Below are 16257 nucleotides of genomic sequence, written 5' to 3' on the forward strand. Positions count from 1 at the left end.
GCCGCCTCGCCGGGTCGCCCGGGCGGCGCACGTCGGCTCGACGTGGCGGGTCGGCCGGGTGCGACGGAGGCTCGGGGCGGGGACGCCGGCGGGGCGGCGGGCCCGGACGGGTCAGGGTGCGGGTGGCCGCGGCGCCGAGCATCGCGCCCACGGCGATGACAAGCGTGGCCACCCCGGCCACCGGCCAGGGCGACGGGCCGATCTCGGCCAGCCGGCCACCGCCGAGGGACCCGCCGGACGCCGCCGCGGCCAGCCCCAGCAGCACGCCCGCGACCGGGCCGGCGAGCGCGGCCGGGACCAGCAGTTCCGGCCATCCGACCTCGACCCGCGCCTCGGCCGCCGCGCGCAGCAGCCGCCGCGCCAGCAGCCAGCCGGCCGCCATCGCGGCCAGCACCGGCACCGCGAGCAGCGCGGCCTCGAGCCCGTCCACCGGGCCGCGCGGCAGGCCGGCAAGCAACGGTACGGCCGGCAGCGCGCCGACCGACACCTCGCTCGTGCGTACCGCGGTGTCCGTGCCGACGGCGAACCCGGGGCCGAGCAGGTAGCTGGCCGCCCAGGCGGTGGCGTTCGGCGCGTAGGCGAGGCTGACAAGCGTGATGCCCGCCTGACCGGCCACCCCGGTCCGGTACGCCCCGATCATGTCGGCCGCGTCACCACCGCCGGTGGCCACCGCGAGCCCGGCCGCCCCGGCGCTGGCGGCGAGCAGCAGCAGGGCCGCGACCAGCCCGGCGCGCAGCCCGTCGCGGACGACCGGCGGGCAACGCCGCGCCAGCAGCGCCCAGACGCCCGTGGTGCGCAACGCGCCGACCAGGGCGGCCGGGGCGCCGAACGCGGCGAACGTGAGCGCGGCGGTCACCGGCGAGACCCGCAGCCCGCCCGCGCCGACCACGAGCGCGGCGAGCGCGCCGAGCAGCGCGTACCCGAAGCCGACCGCGACCGCGACGGTGAGTGCCTGCCGGGGTGAGCCGGCGCCGCGGGCGCCCACGGCCCGGCTGACGTGCACCCCGGCGCGGGTGAGTCGCCAGGCGACGAGCACGCTCAGGGCGAGCGGCGCCAGGCCGAGCGGCCCGGCGTCGGTCTGCAACGGCACCCCGTGCCCGAGCAGCCAGCCGGCCAGGCCGGCGCGCAGGGCGCCGGGCAGCGAGCCGGCGTCCTCGGTGAGTTGGGCGAGGCCGAGCACCACGGTGACCGGCAGCCAGGAGGTCACCGCGGCCCAGAGCGCGGCCACGCCGGCGGCGACGGGCAGCGGGGCCCGGCCCCGGGACGGCTCGCCCGGCCGGGGCGCGGGCACGCGGGCGGCGGGGCGAGCGCGGCCTCGGGGCCGGGCGCCGGCAGCGGGACCGGTGGCGCGGCGGGGCTGGTCAGGGGTGGGACGTGACATCGTCGTCTACTCTGGCACGCCGCGCGGCGGACGGCAGTCCGATACCGGGCCGGGACCGGGGCGAGTTCGCCGAACCCCCGGATCGGCGGCGGTGATCCGGTCTAGCCTCGGCTTCAGGCGCGACCTTTCCTGTCGCGGCACCGACCGCCCGGAGGAAGCCGTGAACGCTCCCTACCCGCCGCCACCGCCGCCACCGGCCGCCGGCCGGGACCGGACCACGCTCTGGGGCGTCCTCGGCATCGTGCTCGGCCTGCTCTGCTGCGGCATCCTGGGCATCGTCCTCGGCTGGTTGTCGATCCGGGACGCCCGGCGCTTCGGCAGGTCGCCGCTGCTCGGCTGGCTGGCCGTCGCGTTCGGCGTCGTCAACATCATCGCCAGCGCGATCGTGCGGGCCCGCGGCAACTACTACTACCCGTACTGGTACCGCTGACCGACGAGGGGGCCGACGGCGAACCGGTCGACCCCCTCGGCACGGTACGGACCGCTCAGCGGCCGGACATGATCTCCCGCATCAGGTTGGCGGTCTCGGTCGGGGTCTTGCCGACCTTGACGCCGACCGCCTCCAGCGCCGCCTTCTTGGCGTCGGCGGTGCCGGCCGAGCCGGAGATGATCGCGCCGGCGTGACCCATGGTCTTGCCGGGCGGAGCGGTGAAGCCGGCGATGTAGCCGACCACCGGCTTGGTGACGTTGGCCTTGATGAACTCGGCCGCGCGCTCCTCGGCGTCGCCGCCGATCTCACCGATCATGACGATCGCGTCGGTCTCCGGGTCCGCCTCGAAGGCGGCCAGCGCGTCGATGTGGGTGGTGCCGATGATCGGGTCACCACCGATGCCGACGCAGGTGGAGAAGCCGATGTCGCGCAGCTCGTACATCATCTGGTAGGTCAGCGTGCCGCTCTTGCTGACCAGGCCGATCCGGCCGGCGCCGGTGATGTCGGCCGGGATGATGCCGGCGTTCGACGCGCCCGGCGAGGCGATGCCCGGGCAGTTCGGACCGATGATCCGGGTCCGCTCGCCCTGGGACACGTTGTACGCCCAGAACGCGGCGGTGTCGTGCACCGGCACACCCTCGGTGATCACCACGGCCAGGTCGATGCCGGCGTCGATCGCCTCGACCACCGCGGCCTTGGTGAACTGCGGCGGCACGAAGATGACCGTGACGTCGGCACCGGTCTCCTTCATCGCATCCGCGACGGAGGCGAACACCGGCAGCTCGGTCCCGTCGAAATCGACCGTGGTGCCGGCCTTGCGCGGGTTGACGCCGCCGACCACGGTGGTGCCCGCGGCGAGCATCCGCCGGGTGTGCTTGGAACCCTCGGAACCGGTCATGCCCTGCACGATGACCTTGGAGTCCTTGGTCAGCCAGATAGCCATTGTCTAGACCCCCGAAGCAGCCAGCTCGGCGGCCCGCTCGGCCGCGCCGTCCATGGTGTCGACCCGCTGGATGAGCGGGTTCGCCGCGCCGTCGAGGATGGCCCGACCGGCCTCGGCGTTGTTGCCGTCGAGGCGGACCACGAGCGGCTTGGTGGCCGTCTCGCCACGCTGCTCGAGCAGCGCCAGCGCCTGCACGATGCCGTTGGCGACCGCGTCGCAGGCGGTGATGCCGCCGAAGACGTTGACGAAGACGCTCCGCACCGACGGGTCGGAGAGCACGATCTCCAGGCCGTTCGCCATCACCTCGGCGCTCGCGCCGCCGCCGATGTCGAGGAAGTTGGCCGGCTTGACGCCGCCGTGCCGCTCACCCGCGTACGCGACCACGTCGAGCGTGGACATGACCAGGCCGGCGCCGTTGCCGATGATGCCGACCTCGCCGTCGAGCTTGACGTAGTTGAGGTTCTTCTCCTTGGCCGCCTGCTCCAGCGGGTCCACCGACGCCTGGTCGACCAGGGCCTCGTGGTCCGGGTGCCGGAACGCGGCGTTCTCGTCCAGGGTGACCTTGGCGTCCAGGAGCAGCAGCTTGCCGTCCTTCGTGGTGGCCAGCGGGTTCACCTCGACCAGGGTGGCGTCCTCGGCGACGAACGCCTGCCACAGCCCGACCGCGACGTCGACGACCTGGTCGGCGACCTCGGTGGGGAAGCCGGCCGCGGTGACGATCTCCCGGGCCGTGGCCTCGTCCACGCCGGTGTTGGCGTCGATCGGCGCCTTGACGACCTTGTCGGGGGTCTCGGCGGCGACCGCCTCGATGTCCATGCCGCCGGCCACGCTGGCGATGCAGAGGAAGGTGCGGTTCGCCCGGTCGAGGAGGTACGAGAAGTAGTACTCCTCGGCCACGTCCGCGGTCACCGTGATCATGACCTTGTGGACGGTGTGGCCCTTGATGTCCATGCCGAGGATGTCGGTGGCCCGGGCCACCGTCTCCTCCGCGCCCTCGGCCAGCTTCACGCCGCCGGCCTTGCCGCGGCCACCGACCTTCACCTGTGCCTTGACGACCACCCGGCCGCCGAGGCGTTCGGCGATCGCGCGGGCCTCCTCCGGGGTCGTGGCGACGCCGCCGGCCAGCACGGGCAAGCCGTGCCGCTCGAACAGGTCCCGCCCCTGGTACTCGTACAGGTCCACGATTGCGCGTCCCGTCCCGTCTCCGCGGCGCGCCGTCGCGCCGCTACCAGCGTTGGAAAAAATCAGTTTGACGCCTGTCCTCAGAACGGACAGGCCATTTGCCGCAGCCTAACGAGATGGAAACCGGGGGCAACCGAGCGGGTGTCCGGTGTGCGGTAATGCACAGCCGTCGTCGTGGGCCGGGGCCGGCGTGCGGGGTGCGGGTCAGCCGTCCGGGGGATCTCCCGGCCGGGGCGTAACCCCCGGTCAGGGGCGTCGTTGAGTGTGATGTCGGAGCGCTGGTCAAGCGCGATGACGGGAGCGGCCGATGCCCTGTCGGTCGAGGGGTGGCGGCGGGGCATCGTGCATAGAGGGGCCGGGCGTGTGAGGGGTGCGTCCGGCCCTTCCCCCTGCCCGCGTTCCGGTGCCGGCGCTCTCAGCCGACCGGCTGGGCGACATTTTCCCGCACCCAGTCCACGATCGACCCGGTGGTGGCCCCCGGGGTGAAGATCTTCGCGACCCCGAGCCGTTCCAGCTCCGGGATGTCGCCCTCCGGGATGATGCCGCCGCCGAAGACCACGATGTCGGCGGCCTCGCGCCCGGCGAGCAGTTCGAGCACCCGCTTGAAGAGGGTCATGTGCGCGCCGGAGAGCACCGAGAGGCCGACCGCGTCCGCGTCCTCCTGGATCGCCGTCTCGACGATCTGTTCGGGAGTCTGGTGCAGACCGGTGTAGATGACCTCCATGCCCGCGTCGCGCAGGGCACGGGCCACGACCTTCGCCCCCCGGTCGTGGCCGTCCAGGCCGGGCTTCGCGACGACGACCCGGATACGAGAGCTCATCTACGTACACCTTTCCCCGGCGGCACTCCTGACCTGAACGAACGGTAACCCGGCCGGGTGGGGTGCCGGAACCCGGGCCGACCCCTACCGCCCGATCGCGTACGCCGGAAGCCGGACACCTCCGCCGAATGGTCACCGTCCGCTACGAATGGACGGTGGCGGGGCCGTCCAACCGGCGGCACGAAACCTGACAAGGACGGACGGAAACGGACATAAAGAATCGCCGGTTCGGCGCTTCAGCTTGTGACAGGAGTGGCGGTTGGCTAACGTGTGCTCGGTTGTCATCGAGTCCACGGACGGGTGACGACGCGACACCGGAGGTTCGACCGAGCTTCACCGAACGGTCCGAGGTCGCATCGGATCCCCGACAACGGAGGGTGTGCGTGCGCCAGCGCCTGTCGTCTGAGCCCGATAGATATCGCGGCCGTCGCCGCGTACCCACCCCCCCGCGGAGCCGCTACGCGGCGGTCGTCACCACCGCCTTCGTCGGCGCCGGCATCGTCGCCCTCGGCGCGAACGCCCTCCCCGACGCCAAGAGCGTCAGCCCCTCGGTGCTGGACGAGCTCCGGCAGGCGTCGATCGCCAGCCAGGACGCCGCCGCCCGGGCCGACAGCGCCGACCGGGCCACCCGTGCCGAACGGTCGAGCGACGCGACCACGGACGCCGCGGAGCAGGACCCCTACCTCCTCCCCCTGCACGGCTACGACTTCAAGTCGCCCTACGGCGTGCGCTGGGGCAAGCTGCACACCGGCATCGACCTGGTCGCCCCGGAGGGCACCCCCTACCAGGCCATCCACTCCGGCACGGTCACCAAGGCCGGCTGGTTCGGCGGCTACGGCTACGCCGTGATCGTCCGGCACGCCGACGGCACCGAGGCGATCTACGGCCACTCCTCCGCCGTGACGGTCAAGGAGGGCCAGCAGGTGAAGGCCGGCGACCAGCTCGGCCTCGTCGGTAACACCGGCCACTCGTACGGCTCGCACCTGCACCTGGAAGTGCATGTCAACGGCCAGCCGCTGGACCCGGTGCCGTGGCTCCAGGAGCGCGGAGTGGACATCAAGCTCGAAACCGAGGCACTCTACGGCGACGTAGCCGCCTCCTGACTCTGCGCACCGCCCGATAGCCGCCCGGATCGCGTGATCCGGGCGGTTTCGCGTCTCGGCACGTGGGGCGCGTCACACCTGCGGATGTGAGCGGTCCCACAGCCCTCGATGATCGACTCTTTCGCCGAACCACCCAGTCGATCCGAAAGCCGGACACGATCCCGCGACGCCCACGCCGTCGCCACGAACCCGCCACCGGTCCAGCCATACCCCGACCCCAGTATTTCGAGGTCCCACCTGCCCCTCGACTGGTGAAGGTTCCCGTGCAGCACCGCAGCCCCACCCCCGCCCGGCACCGGCGCACCGGCCGGCGTACCGCATACCTGGCCACCGCCGCGGTGGCCCTGCTCGGCCTCGGCCTCGGCGGCGTCGTGGTCGCCACCACCGACGACCCGCCCCCGGCCCCCGCCGCGATCGACCTCGACGCGCGGGCGCGCGCCGACGCCGCCGCCCGGGCCGACCGGTCGGCCCGCGAGCCGGTCGCTCCGGTCACCCCGTCCGCCAGCCCGGCCAGCCCGTCCCCGAGCCCGAGCGCGACCACCCCGAAGCCGAAGAAGACGGTGAAGGCGACGGCGAAGCCGAAGCCGAAGCCCAAGAAGGCCGCGCCGAAGCCGAGCTGGGTCATCCCGATGGAGGGCGCCGACATCACCTCCTGCTTCGGGCAGCGGTGGGGCACCCTGCACGCCGGTATCGACTTCGCCATGCCCGCCGGCACCCCGATCCGGGCCGCCGCGGCCGGCACCGTGGTCAAGGCCGGCGACGTGGGCGACGGGTACGGCAACTCCGTCTTCGTCGACCACCACAACGGCTACCTGACCCACTACGCACACCAGAGCCGGCTCCTCGTCGACGTCGGCGACCGGGTGAAGGTCGGCCAGGTCATCGGCTACGAGGGCGCCACCGGCGACGCCACCGGCCCGCACCTGCACTTCGAGGTGCACCAGGGCGCCATGTGGAACCAGATCGACCCGGCGCCGTTCCTGCGCGCCCGGGGCGTCGACGTGGCCTGCTGACCGCCACCGCACGAGGACGGGGCCGGTCCGGCGTCGCGTCGGACCGGCCCCGCGCTCAGAGCTTGTCGATCGGCGCGTGCCGCAGCACCAGCCACATGGTCTGGTCACCGAAGTCGATCTGGGCCCGCGCGCCCGGCCCGGCGCCCTCCACCGCCAGCACCCGGCCCAGGCCGTAGCGCTGGTGGTTGACCCGGTCGCCCGCCGAGACCTTGGGCGCCTGCTTCAACTCGCTCGCGGTGGCCAGCCGGCTGGCGTCCACACCGAGACGCTTGGCGAGCTGGGTGGCCTTGGGCGTGCCGCCGGTGAAGCCACCCGACGACCGGTCCGCCCGGCCGCCGACCCCGGCCCCACCACCACCCCACGAGGTGTACGACCCCTCGGTGCGCTCCCAGCGCACCAGCTCCGGCGGCAACTCCTCCAGGAACCGCGACGGCGGGTTGTAGGCGGGTGCGCCCCAGGCCGAGCGGGTGACCGCCCGGGACAGGTAGAGCCGCTGCCGGGCGCGGGTGATCCCCACGTACGCCAGGCGACGCTCCTCCTCCAGCTCGCGGGTGTCGCCGAGCGAGCGCAGGTGCGGGAAGACCCCGTCCTCCAGGCCGCTCAGGAAGACCACCGGGAACTCCAGCCCCTTGGCGGTGTGCAGGGTCATGAGGGTGACCACGCCCTGGTGGTCGGGATCGTCGGAGGGGATCTGGTCGGCGTCGGCGACGAGCGCCACCTGCTCCAGGAAACCGGCCAGGGTGGCCCGCTCGTCGTCGGCGCCGAGCGCCTCGATCCGCTCGGTGTATTCCCGGGCGACGCTCACCAGCTCCTGGAGGTTGTCCACCCGGCCGGCGTCCTGCGGATCGAGGCTCTCCTCCAGCTCGGCCAGGTAGCCCGAGCGGGTCAGGACCGCCTCCAGGACCTCCTCCGGGGTGCCGGTGGCGGCCAGCTCGCGCGCGGCGTCGAGCAGCGCGACGAAATCGGCGATGCCGTTGGCGGCCCGGCTGGAGATCCCCGGCGCGTCCTTCGCCCGGCGCAGCGCGGCGCCGAACGAGATGCGGTCCCGCCCGGCAAGCGCCTCGACGCACGCCTCGGCCCGCTCGCCGATGCCCCGCCGGGGGGTGTTGAGGATCCGGCGCAGGCTGACCGTGTCGTCGTCGTTGACCACCGCCCGCAGGTAGGCAAGCGCGTCGCGGACCTCCTTGCGCTCGTAGAAGCGCACCCCGCCGACCACCTTGTAGGGCAGGCCGACCCGGATGAACACCTCCTCGAACACCCGGGACATCGCGTTGGTGCGGTAGAAGACGGCCACGTCGCCCGGGCGGGTGTCACCGGCGTCGACCAGCCGGTCGATCTCCCGCGCCACCCAGTCCGCCTCGGCGTGCTCGGTGTCGGCCACGTAGCCGACGATCTGCTCGCCGGCGCCGGCGTCGCTCCACAGCCGCTTGGGTTTGCGCGAGGTGTTCCGGTCGATCACCGCATTGGCCGCGTTGAGGATGGTCTGGGTGGAGCGGTAGTTCTGCTCCAGCAGGATGGTGCGCGCGTCGGTGAAGTCCCGCTCGAACTCCAGGATGTTGCGGATGGTCGCGCCCCGGAAGGCGTAGATGGACTGGTCGGCGTCGCCCACCACGCACAGCTCGGCCGGCGGGATCCCCTCGGTGCCGGAGACCAGCTCCTTGATCAGCACGTACTGGGCGTGGTTGGTGTCCTGGTATTCGTCCACGAGCACGTGCCGGAACCGGCGACGGTAGCTCTCCGCCACGTGCGGGTGCGACTGGAGCAGGTGCACCGTGGTCATGATCAGGTCGTCGAAGTCGAGCGCGTGCGCCTCGCGCAGCCGCCGCTGGTAGAGCGCGTACGCCTCGGCGAGCGCCCGCTCGTTGGGCCCCTTGGCCCGGCCGGCGAACTCCTCCGGATCGACCAGCTCGTTCTTCAGGTTGGACACCTGGGCGGCCAGGCCCCGGGCCGGGTAGCGCTTCGGGTCGAGGTCCAGCTCGCGGGCCACCATCTGCATCAGCCGCCGCGAGTCGTCCGCGTCGTAGATCGAGAAGGTCGACTTGAGGCCGGCGTGCTCGTGCTCGGCGCGCAGGATCCGGACGCAGGCCGAGTGGAACGTCGACACCCACATCAGCCGGGCGCGCGGGCCGACGAGCGCGGCCACCCGTTCCTTCATCTCGCCGGCGGCCTTGTTGGTGAAGGTGATCGCGATGATCTCGCCGGGGTGCACGTCCCGGGCGGCGAGCAGGTAGGCGATCCGGTTGGTGAGCACCCGGGTCTTGCCCGAGCCGGCGCCGGCCACGATCAGCAGTGGGGAGCCGGCGTGGGTCACCGCGTCCCGTTGGGGGCCGTTCAGGCCGTCGAGGAGGGCCTGCGGATCCGACCGCGCGCCCCCGGAACGGCGCGGCGGGGTCGGCCGGGACTCCGGCGCGGGCGGGGACGCGGGAATGTCGAAGAGAGGATGCATCGCAGCACGAGTCTATGCCGTCGGCCGGACACTTCCCCGCCCGCGCGGCCGGTCCCACCGCCGGGCCGCGTCCCACCTGTTGGCCGACTTCCTTGCGCGCCCACCCCGGCGGTCGGCATACTCGACGACGTGTTCGATCAGCACTTCTTTTACTACGGCACCGGGAGTCCGGCAGCCGTGGGTCGCGCCTGATCGACAGACCTACGAAAAAGCCCCGGGCTCCCCGAGCCCGGGGCTTTTCCGTCCCGGGATCCGGGTACCGGGCCCGACCCCCGAGAGGGACGACGATGATGACTGACGTGGTGGAGTCCAGCGGCGGCCTGGCGCGGCACGAACGGCCGGTGGGCGGCGACCCGACCGGTGCCGCGGCGGCGCGGACCGGCACCGACGACTCGGCCGCGGCCGAGCGTATCGGCGACATCCGGCGGCGGATCGACGAGATCGACAGCACGCTCATCGCGCTCTGGCAGGAGCGGGCCGCGCTCTCCCAGGAGGTCGGCGCGACGCGGATGGCCTCCGGCGGGACCCGGCTGGTGCTCTCCCGCGAGCGGCAGATCCTGGAGCGGTTCCGGGCGGAGCTCGGCGCCGACGGCACGCAGCTCGCGCTGCTGCTGCTGCGCGCCGGTCGCGGCCCGTTGTGACCCGCCCACCGGAGACGCGGACGGCCTGCGGGCCGCCGGAAACGACGGACCGCCTGCCGGCGTCGGGGTGACGCCGGCAGGCGGTCCGGTCTGGTTCAGGCCACCTCGTGGGTGACGACCATATTCCGCTTCTCCGCGAAGTGGCAGGCGCTCGGGTGGTCCGAGCCCGGCCGGATCTGAAGCAGCGGCACCTCCTGGGCGCAGATGTCCTGCGCCTTCCAGCACCTGGTGCGGAATCGGCACCCCGAGGGCGGGCTGACCGGCGAGGGCACGTCACCCTGGAGCCGGATGATCGCCTTGCTCTCCCGCAGGGTCGGATCCGGCACCGGCACCGCCGACAGCAGCGCCTGGGTGTACGGGTGGGTGGGCCGCTCGTAGATCTCGTCCTCGGTGCCCACCTCCACCATCTTGCCCAGGTACATCACGGCCACCCGGTCCGACAGGTGCCGTACGACCGACAGGTCGTGGGCGATGAAGACGTACGACAGACCCAGCTCACCCTGGAGCTTCTCCAGCAGGTTCATCACCTGGGCCTGGATGGAGACGTCCAGGGCCGACACCGGCTCGTCGCAGACGATCACCTCGGGCCGCAGCGCCAGCGCCCGGGCGATGCCGATGCGCTGCCGCTGGCCGCCGGAGAACTGGTGCGGGTAGCGGTTGATGTGCTCCGGGTTCAGGCCGACCAGGTCGAGCAGTTCCTTGACCTTGTCCCGCCGGCTGCCGCGCGGAGCCACGTCGGGGTGGATCTCGAACGGCTCGCCGATCAGGTCGCCGACCGTCATCCGCGGGTTGAGCGAGGTGTACGGGTCCTGCATCACCAACTGGATCTGCCGGCGCAGCCGCCGCAGCGCGCCACCGGAGAGCTTGGAGATGTCCTGACCCTTGTAGAGCACCTGGCCCGCCGTCGGCTTCTCCAGGTTCATCAGCACCCGGGCGAGCGTCGACTTGCCGCAGCCGGACTCGCCGACCACACCGAGCGTCTCGCCGGCCTTGAGGTCGAAGGAGACGCCGTCGACCGCCTTGACGTGACCGATGGTCTTCTTGAACACGACGCCCCGGGTCACGGGGTAGTGCTTGACCAGATCACGAACCTCGATGATGTTCTCAGTCACGGTTCACGAGCTCCTCGGCGAAGTGGCAGGCGCTGGTCCGGCCGTTGCCCAGTTGCAGCAGCGGCGGGACCTTCTCCCGGCACACCGGCTGCGCCATCGGGCAGCGCGGGTTGAAGGAGCAGCCCGGCGGGATGTTCATCAGGTTCGGCGGGAGCCCCTTGATGGTCCGGAGCTCAAGCCCCTTCTCGTCCATCCGCGGGATCGAGTTGAGCAGGCCCAGGGTGTACGGGTGCGCCGGCTTGGCGTACAGCTCGTAGACGCTGGCCTCCTCGACGATCCGGCCGGCGTACATGACCGCGATCCGGTCCGCGACGTCGGCGACCACGCCGAGGTCGTGGGTGATCAGGATCATGCCCATCTGCCGCTCCCGCTGGAGTTCGCCGAGCAGGTCCATGATCTGGGCCTGCACGGTCACGTCCAGCGCGGTGGTCGGCTCGTCCGCGATCAGCACCTCGGGGTCCAGCGCCAGCGACATGGCGATCATGGCGCGCTGCCGCATACCGCCGGAGAACTGGTGCGGGTAGTTGCTGAACCGGCCCTTGGCGTTGGGGATCTTCACCTGGTCGAGCATCTCGATCGCGCGCTTCTTGGCGTCCGAGCGGCTGAGGCCGCGCCGGATGCGGAACTGCTCGGCGATCTGGAAGCCGACGGTGAAAACCGGGTTGAGGGCCGAGAGCGAGTCCTGGAAGATCATGGCGATGCCCTCGCCACGGATCCGTCGCCGCTGCTCGGCGGACTGCTTGAGCATGTCCTTGCCGTGGAAGCGGACCTCGCCGCCGGTGACGAAGCCGGGCGGGGTGTCCAGGATGCCCATGATCGTCTGCGCGGTGACGCTCTTGCCGGAGCCGGACTCGCCGAGCACGGCGAGGGTCTCCCCCGCCTCGACGTGGTACGTCACACCGTTGATGACCTTGGCGACGCCGTCCCGGGTGCGGAACTCCACCCGCAGGTCGTCGACCTCGAGCAGGCGGCCCGAGGGGCGGCCGGATCCGCCGGCGCCGGCCGCGGACTGCTCGGACACGAGAATGTCGGACAACTCAGTTCCCCTATCGGAGCTTCGGGTCGAGGGCCTCGCGGACCGTCTCGCCGAGCATCACGAAGCTCAGCACGGCGGTGACGAGGAAGGCGGAGGGGAAGAACAGCAGGAACGGCGAGACGCGGATGTAGTTCTGCGCCTCGCTGATCATGATGCCCCAGGAGACCACCGGGCTCTTCAGGCCGATGCCCAGGAACGACAGCGTGGCCTCGGCCCCGATGAACGAGCCGACCATGATCGTGCCGTAGACCAACAGCGGCGCCAGGCAGTTCGGCAGCAGGTGCTTGAGGATGATCCGGCCGGTGCCGGCACCGAGCGCGCGGGCCGCCACGATGTAGTCGGCCTCCTTGGTGGCGAGCACCGAGGAGCGCATCAGCCGCATCACCACCGGCCAGCTCAGCACGCTCAGGGACAGGATGACCAGCCCCATGATCGTCCACTCGCCGTTGTCGGTGCCGGACCCGTTGAACGTGGTCAGGATGACGATCGCGCCGAGCACGAACGGCAGGCCGAAGAAGATGTCCGCGATCCGGGAGAGCAGCGCGTCCACCCAGCCGCCGCGGTAACCGGCGATGATGCCCATCGCGCCACCGAACAGCAGGGTGAGGGTGGTGGAGACCAGGGCCACCACGATCGACGCCCGGGCGCCGTAGATGACCCGGGAGTAGACGTCACGGCCCTGCACGTCGTAGCCGAACCAGGCGGAGGACGACGGCTCGACCCGGCTGCGCTCAAGCGCGCCGTTGACCGCGTCGCCGGAGGTGAACAGCGACGGGAACGCCGCCATCACGATGAAGAGCAGGATGAACGCCGCCGAGATCCAGAACAGCGGCTTGCGGCGCAGGTCGAGCCAGGCGTCGCCGAGCAGGCCGCGCGGCTTGTGCTGCTTGGCGTTCTCCGGCAGGCCGGCGTCGGCGGGCGCGCCGGACCCGGCCTCGGTGGGCATGGTCGACGGCGGCGGCGCCACGACCGACGCGCTGTTCGGTTCACTCATGCCCGCACCTCGATGCGCTCGGCGCGGGCGTGGTTACCCGCGCAGACTGCTGGGACGATTCGTTCGCTGCGGCGGTCACTCATAGCGGATCCTCGGGTCGAGGGCGGCGTAGAGCAGGTCCACCAGCAGGTTCATCACGAGGTAGACGAGCACGAGCACCACCACGATGCCCACAACGGTAGCGCTCTCCTTCGTGACGATGGAGCGCAGCACCTGCCGGCCGATGCCGTTGATGCCGAAGATGCCCTCGGTGACGATCGCGCCACCCATCAGCGCGCCGAGGTCGGTGCCGAGCAGCGTGACCACCGGGATGAGCGAGTTGCGCAGCAGGTGCACGCCGACCACCCGGCGCATCGGGAGGCCCTTGGCGATCGCGGTGCGGACGTAGTCGGCCCGCCGGTTCTCGGCGATGCTCGTGCGCGCCACCCGGGCGATGTACGCCATCGAGGCGCTGCCGAGCACGAAACCGGGCACGATCAGTTCGCTGAACGGCATCTCGTTGGAGACGGTCGGGGTGATGATGCCCCACTTGACGCCGAGCACCCACTGGAGCACGAAGCCGATGACGAAGACCGGCAGGGCGATCAGGAAGAGGGTGGAGATCAGGACCAGGTTGTCCAGGAAGCCGTTGCGTCGCAGACCGGTCAGGACACCCGCGCCGAGGCCGATCACGGCCTCGATGGCGAGAGCGACCACCGCCAACTTCAGGGTGTTCGGGTACGACGTGGCGATGATGTCGCTGATCTCGCGACCGCCGAACGTGATACCGAAGTCACCCTGGAACAGGTTCTTCATGTAGCTGGCGTACTGCACCCAGATCGAGTCGTCGAGATGGTATTTCTCGGTCATCATGGCCCGGTAGTTCGGCGGGCAACCGCGGTCGCCGCACTTGCCGGCGAAGGGGTCACCGGGCACCGACCAGACGAGCCAATAGATCAGGAACGTCGTGCCGATGAACACCGGCACGAGTTGCAGCAGCCGTCTCAAGAGATAACGGCCCATGGGGTGGTCCTCCAGACAGGGAGCGCCGGGCACCCGACGCGGTGACGACAACGTGCGAGGGGTTCGTTGTACACCCCCTCGCGGAACGGCCCCGGGTCGGGCTCACCGGTTAGGCGAGCCCGACCCGGGGTCAGACCGTTCGGATCAGAGCTCGACCGAGGTGATGTCGAGTTCGCCGACGTTGGTCAGTTCCAGCTTCTTGATCTTCTCCGAGTGGCCGGACTGCTCGCCACTGAAGTAGATCGGCATCGTCGGGACGTCCTCGTCGATCAGCTTGACGGCCTCGGCGAACTTCTTGTGGGACTCCTCGAGGCTGGGGGCCGCGGAGGCCTCCTTGGCGAGGGCGTCCACCTGCGGGTTGCTGTACTTGCCGTCGTTCGAGGAACCGCCGGTCACGTAGAGCGGGTTGACCCAGTTCTCCACGTCCGGGTAGTCCTGCTGCCAACCGGCCCGGTACGCGCCGTCCATCTTGTAGCCGTTGATGTTGGCACGGAAGACCGCGAAGGTCGGCACGCCGACGGCGACCGCGTCGATGCCCAGGTTGGTCTTGATCTGCTGGGCGACGGCCTCCATCCACTCCTTGTGGCTGGCGTCCGCGTTGTAGGACAGGGTCAGCTTGCCCTGGAAGCCGCCGGCCTCCTGGAGGAGCTGCTTGGCCTGGGTCGGGTCGAACTTGCAGGCGGTGCAGTTGCCCGGCTCGGCGCCCGGGGTCAGCGGGTTGGCCCAGCTGTCGGCCGGCTTGCGGTTACCGAAGAAGATCTTGTCGGTGATCGCCTGACGGTCGATGGACAGCGAGATCGCCTTACGCAGCTTCGCGTTCTGGAAGCGCTTGTCGTAGATCGGGAAGGCGATGATGCCGGTCGACGGGACGGTGGTCTGGATCGCCCGCTCGCCCAGGTCGGTCTTCCACTTGTCACCGGCCAGCGACGAGACCGGAACCTGCTGCTGGAAGTCCAGGTTGCCGGCGAGCAGGTCGTTGTAGGCCGCCGTGTCGTCCTGGTAGATCTTGACGGTGACGTCCTTGATCTTCATCTTGTCGCGCAGGCTGTAGTCGTCGAAGCGGGTCAGCTTGATCTCGACGTCGTCCTGCCAGGAGACGAGCTGGACCGGGCCGTTGCCGATCGGCTTCTTGCCGAACTCCGCCGGGGTGGTGGCGAAGAACGCGTCCGGCAGCGGCATGAAGGCGCTGTAGCCGAGCTTCACCGGGAACACGGCGGTCGGCGCGGCGAGCGTGACCTCGAAGTTCCAGTCGTCGACGACCTTGAGGCCGGACATCTCCTTGGCCTTCGGCTCCGGGGCCTTCTTCGGGCCGTCCGGGCCGTCCGGGTCCTCGGTGTAGACGTCCTCGAAGCCCTGGATGTCGGAGAAGAACGAGGCGTTCTGCGCGCCGTTCGGGCCGTACGCCGCCCAGTTCCAGGCCTTGACGAAGCTCTCGGCCTTGACGGTGGTGCCGTCGTGGAACTTGGTGTTCTGCTTGATCTTGATCTTGAAGACCTTCGAGTCGGTCGTGTCGATCGACTCGGCGAGCAGGTTCTGCGGCGCCCCACCGTTGTTGGGGTACTCGACCAGGCCACTCCAGACCCAGTCGATGATCTTGCCGCCACCGGTCTCGGTGGTGTTCGCCGGAACCAGGGGGTTCTCCGGCTGGGTGCCGTCGATGACGATGGCGCCATCCGAGCTGGCGCCGGTCTCGCCACCGTCGTTGTCGCCGCTGGAGCAGCCGGACGCGATGAGCGCGAATGCCGCGCCCACCGCGAGCGCGCTGCTCGCCCGCTTCGAGACTCTCATTCCGAGGGGCCTCCTCTTTCTAACCTGGTTCCGTCGTGGGTTTCACGCACGTGTGGGGGGTGACACCGCCGACGACCCGAATCACAGGTCGCCGGTTTACCGCAGAGGAAATCGGGACACCCCTGGGGTACCGATCCGCCGGGCGCCACACCCTTCGACGAGGACACCGCGCAGATCGACGACCACGGGCGGCGCGGGTAGCGGCGTTCCGCGGTCGGTGGACCCGACGAGATGCCTCACACCGGGGGGTGAGGTGCTGCCACTGTGACACCCACCGGCCCATTCCGTGAAGGTGCCGTTATCAAGCCGTTAGTTGCCCGCCACGTTGCCGATACTTGAGAAAAGATCACAAAGAGCGCGGATCAC

The 16257-nt window shown here is 70.9% G+C and carries 13 protein-coding genes and 1 pseudogene; 4 read left to right on the forward strand and 10 right to left on the reverse strand.

Going from position 1 to position 16257, the window contains the following annotated elements; all coding sequences use genetic code 11:
• Positions 1 to 106: 106 nt before the first annotated feature.
• Positions 107 to 1381 (reverse strand): annotated as a pseudogene (locus tag O7619_RS29220) (DUF6350 family protein); the annotation flags it as partial.
• A gap of 160 nt (positions 1382 to 1541) precedes the next feature.
• Here O7619_RS29220 and O7619_RS29225 point away from each other — a divergent pair.
• Positions 1542 to 1811: a DUF4190 domain-containing protein gene (locus O7619_RS29225; RefSeq protein ID WP_282284709.1), complete on the forward strand. Its 270-nt coding sequence runs from the start codon at positions 1542 to 1544 to the stop codon at positions 1809 to 1811.
• A 55-nt stretch (positions 1812 to 1866) separates the two neighbouring features.
• Here O7619_RS29225 and sucD read toward each other — a convergent pair whose 3' ends face one another.
• From sucD to O7619_RS29240, 3 genes are all read right to left on the reverse strand, one after another.
• On the reverse strand, positions 1867 to 2754 hold the full coding sequence (gene sucD, locus O7619_RS29230; protein ID WP_282284710.1) for a succinate--CoA ligase subunit alpha: 888 nt from the start codon (positions 2752 to 2754) through the stop codon (positions 1867 to 1869).
• 3 nt (positions 2755 to 2757) lie between these two features.
• Positions 2758 to 3936: an ADP-forming succinate--CoA ligase subunit beta gene (sucC, locus tag O7619_RS29235; RefSeq protein WP_282284711.1), complete on the reverse strand. Its 1179-nt coding sequence runs from the start codon at positions 3934 to 3936 to the stop codon at positions 2758 to 2760.
• A gap of 415 nt (positions 3937 to 4351) precedes the next feature.
• Positions 4352 to 4756: a cobalamin B12-binding domain-containing protein gene (locus O7619_RS29240; protein ID WP_282284712.1), complete on the reverse strand. Its 405-nt coding sequence runs from the start codon at positions 4754 to 4756 to the stop codon at positions 4352 to 4354.
• A 383-nt stretch (positions 4757 to 5139) separates the two neighbouring features.
• On the opposite strand from O7619_RS29240, the gene O7619_RS29245 reads away from it, so the two are divergent.
• Both O7619_RS29245 and O7619_RS29250 read left to right on the forward strand, forming a co-directional pair.
• Positions 5140 to 5859 (forward strand): M23 family metallopeptidase, encoded by a 720-nt coding sequence (locus tag O7619_RS29245; protein ID WP_282284713.1) that lies wholly within the window; start codon positions 5140 to 5142, stop codon positions 5857 to 5859.
• Positions 5860 to 6110: 251 nt separating this feature from the next.
• Positions 6111 to 6872, forward strand: coding sequence for a M23 family metallopeptidase (locus tag O7619_RS29250; protein ID WP_282284714.1), 762 nt, complete (start codon positions 6111 to 6113; stop codon positions 6870 to 6872).
• A gap of 55 nt (positions 6873 to 6927) precedes the next feature.
• On the opposite strand, the gene pcrA is transcribed toward O7619_RS29250, so the two are convergent.
• A complete protein-coding gene (gene pcrA, locus O7619_RS29255; protein ID WP_282284715.1) occupies positions 6928 to 9318 on the reverse strand; it encodes a DNA helicase PcrA in 2391 nt (796 codons plus the stop codon).
• Between the two features lie 287 nt (positions 9319 to 9605).
• Between pcrA and O7619_RS29260 the strand changes: the two genes are divergently transcribed.
• The gene (locus O7619_RS29260; protein WP_282284716.1) at positions 9606 to 9959 is read left to right on the forward strand and encodes a chorismate mutase; all 354 of its coding nucleotides are present in this window, start codon (positions 9606 to 9608) and stop codon (positions 9957 to 9959) included.
• 95 nt (positions 9960 to 10054) lie between these two features.
• On the opposite strand, the gene O7619_RS29265 is transcribed toward O7619_RS29260, so the two are convergent.
• The 5 genes from O7619_RS29265 to O7619_RS29285 all read right to left on the reverse strand — a co-directional run bounded on the left by O7619_RS29265 (position 10055) and on the right by O7619_RS29285 (position 15891).
• Positions 10055 to 11071, reverse strand: coding sequence for a dipeptide ABC transporter ATP-binding protein (locus O7619_RS29265; protein ID WP_282284717.1), 1017 nt, complete (start codon positions 11069 to 11071; stop codon positions 10055 to 10057).
• Complete coding sequence (locus O7619_RS29270) at positions 11064 to 12092, reverse strand: ABC transporter ATP-binding protein (protein WP_282288988.1); 1029 nt, start codon at positions 12090 to 12092, stop codon at positions 11064 to 11066. The genes O7619_RS29265 and O7619_RS29270 overlap by 8 nt, the downstream gene beginning before the upstream one ends.
• Positions 12093 to 12117: 25 nt before the next feature.
• On the reverse strand, positions 12118 to 13101 hold the full coding sequence (locus O7619_RS29275) for an ABC transporter permease (protein WP_282284718.1): 984 nt from the start codon (positions 13099 to 13101) through the stop codon (positions 12118 to 12120).
• 75 nt (positions 13102 to 13176) lie between these two features.
• A complete protein-coding gene (locus O7619_RS29280; RefSeq protein WP_282284719.1) occupies positions 13177 to 14103 on the reverse strand; it encodes an ABC transporter permease in 927 nt (308 codons plus the stop codon).
• 144 nt (positions 14104 to 14247) lie between these two features.
• A complete protein-coding gene (locus O7619_RS29285) occupies positions 14248 to 15891 on the reverse strand; it encodes an ABC transporter substrate-binding protein (RefSeq protein WP_282284720.1) in 1644 nt (547 codons plus the stop codon).
• Positions 15892 to 16257 lie beyond the last annotated feature (366 nt).

Source organism: Micromonospora sp. WMMD998, assembly GCF_029581235.1.
In the GTDB taxonomy this organism is placed as follows: Bacteria; Actinomycetota; Actinomycetes; order Mycobacteriales; family Micromonosporaceae; genus Micromonospora.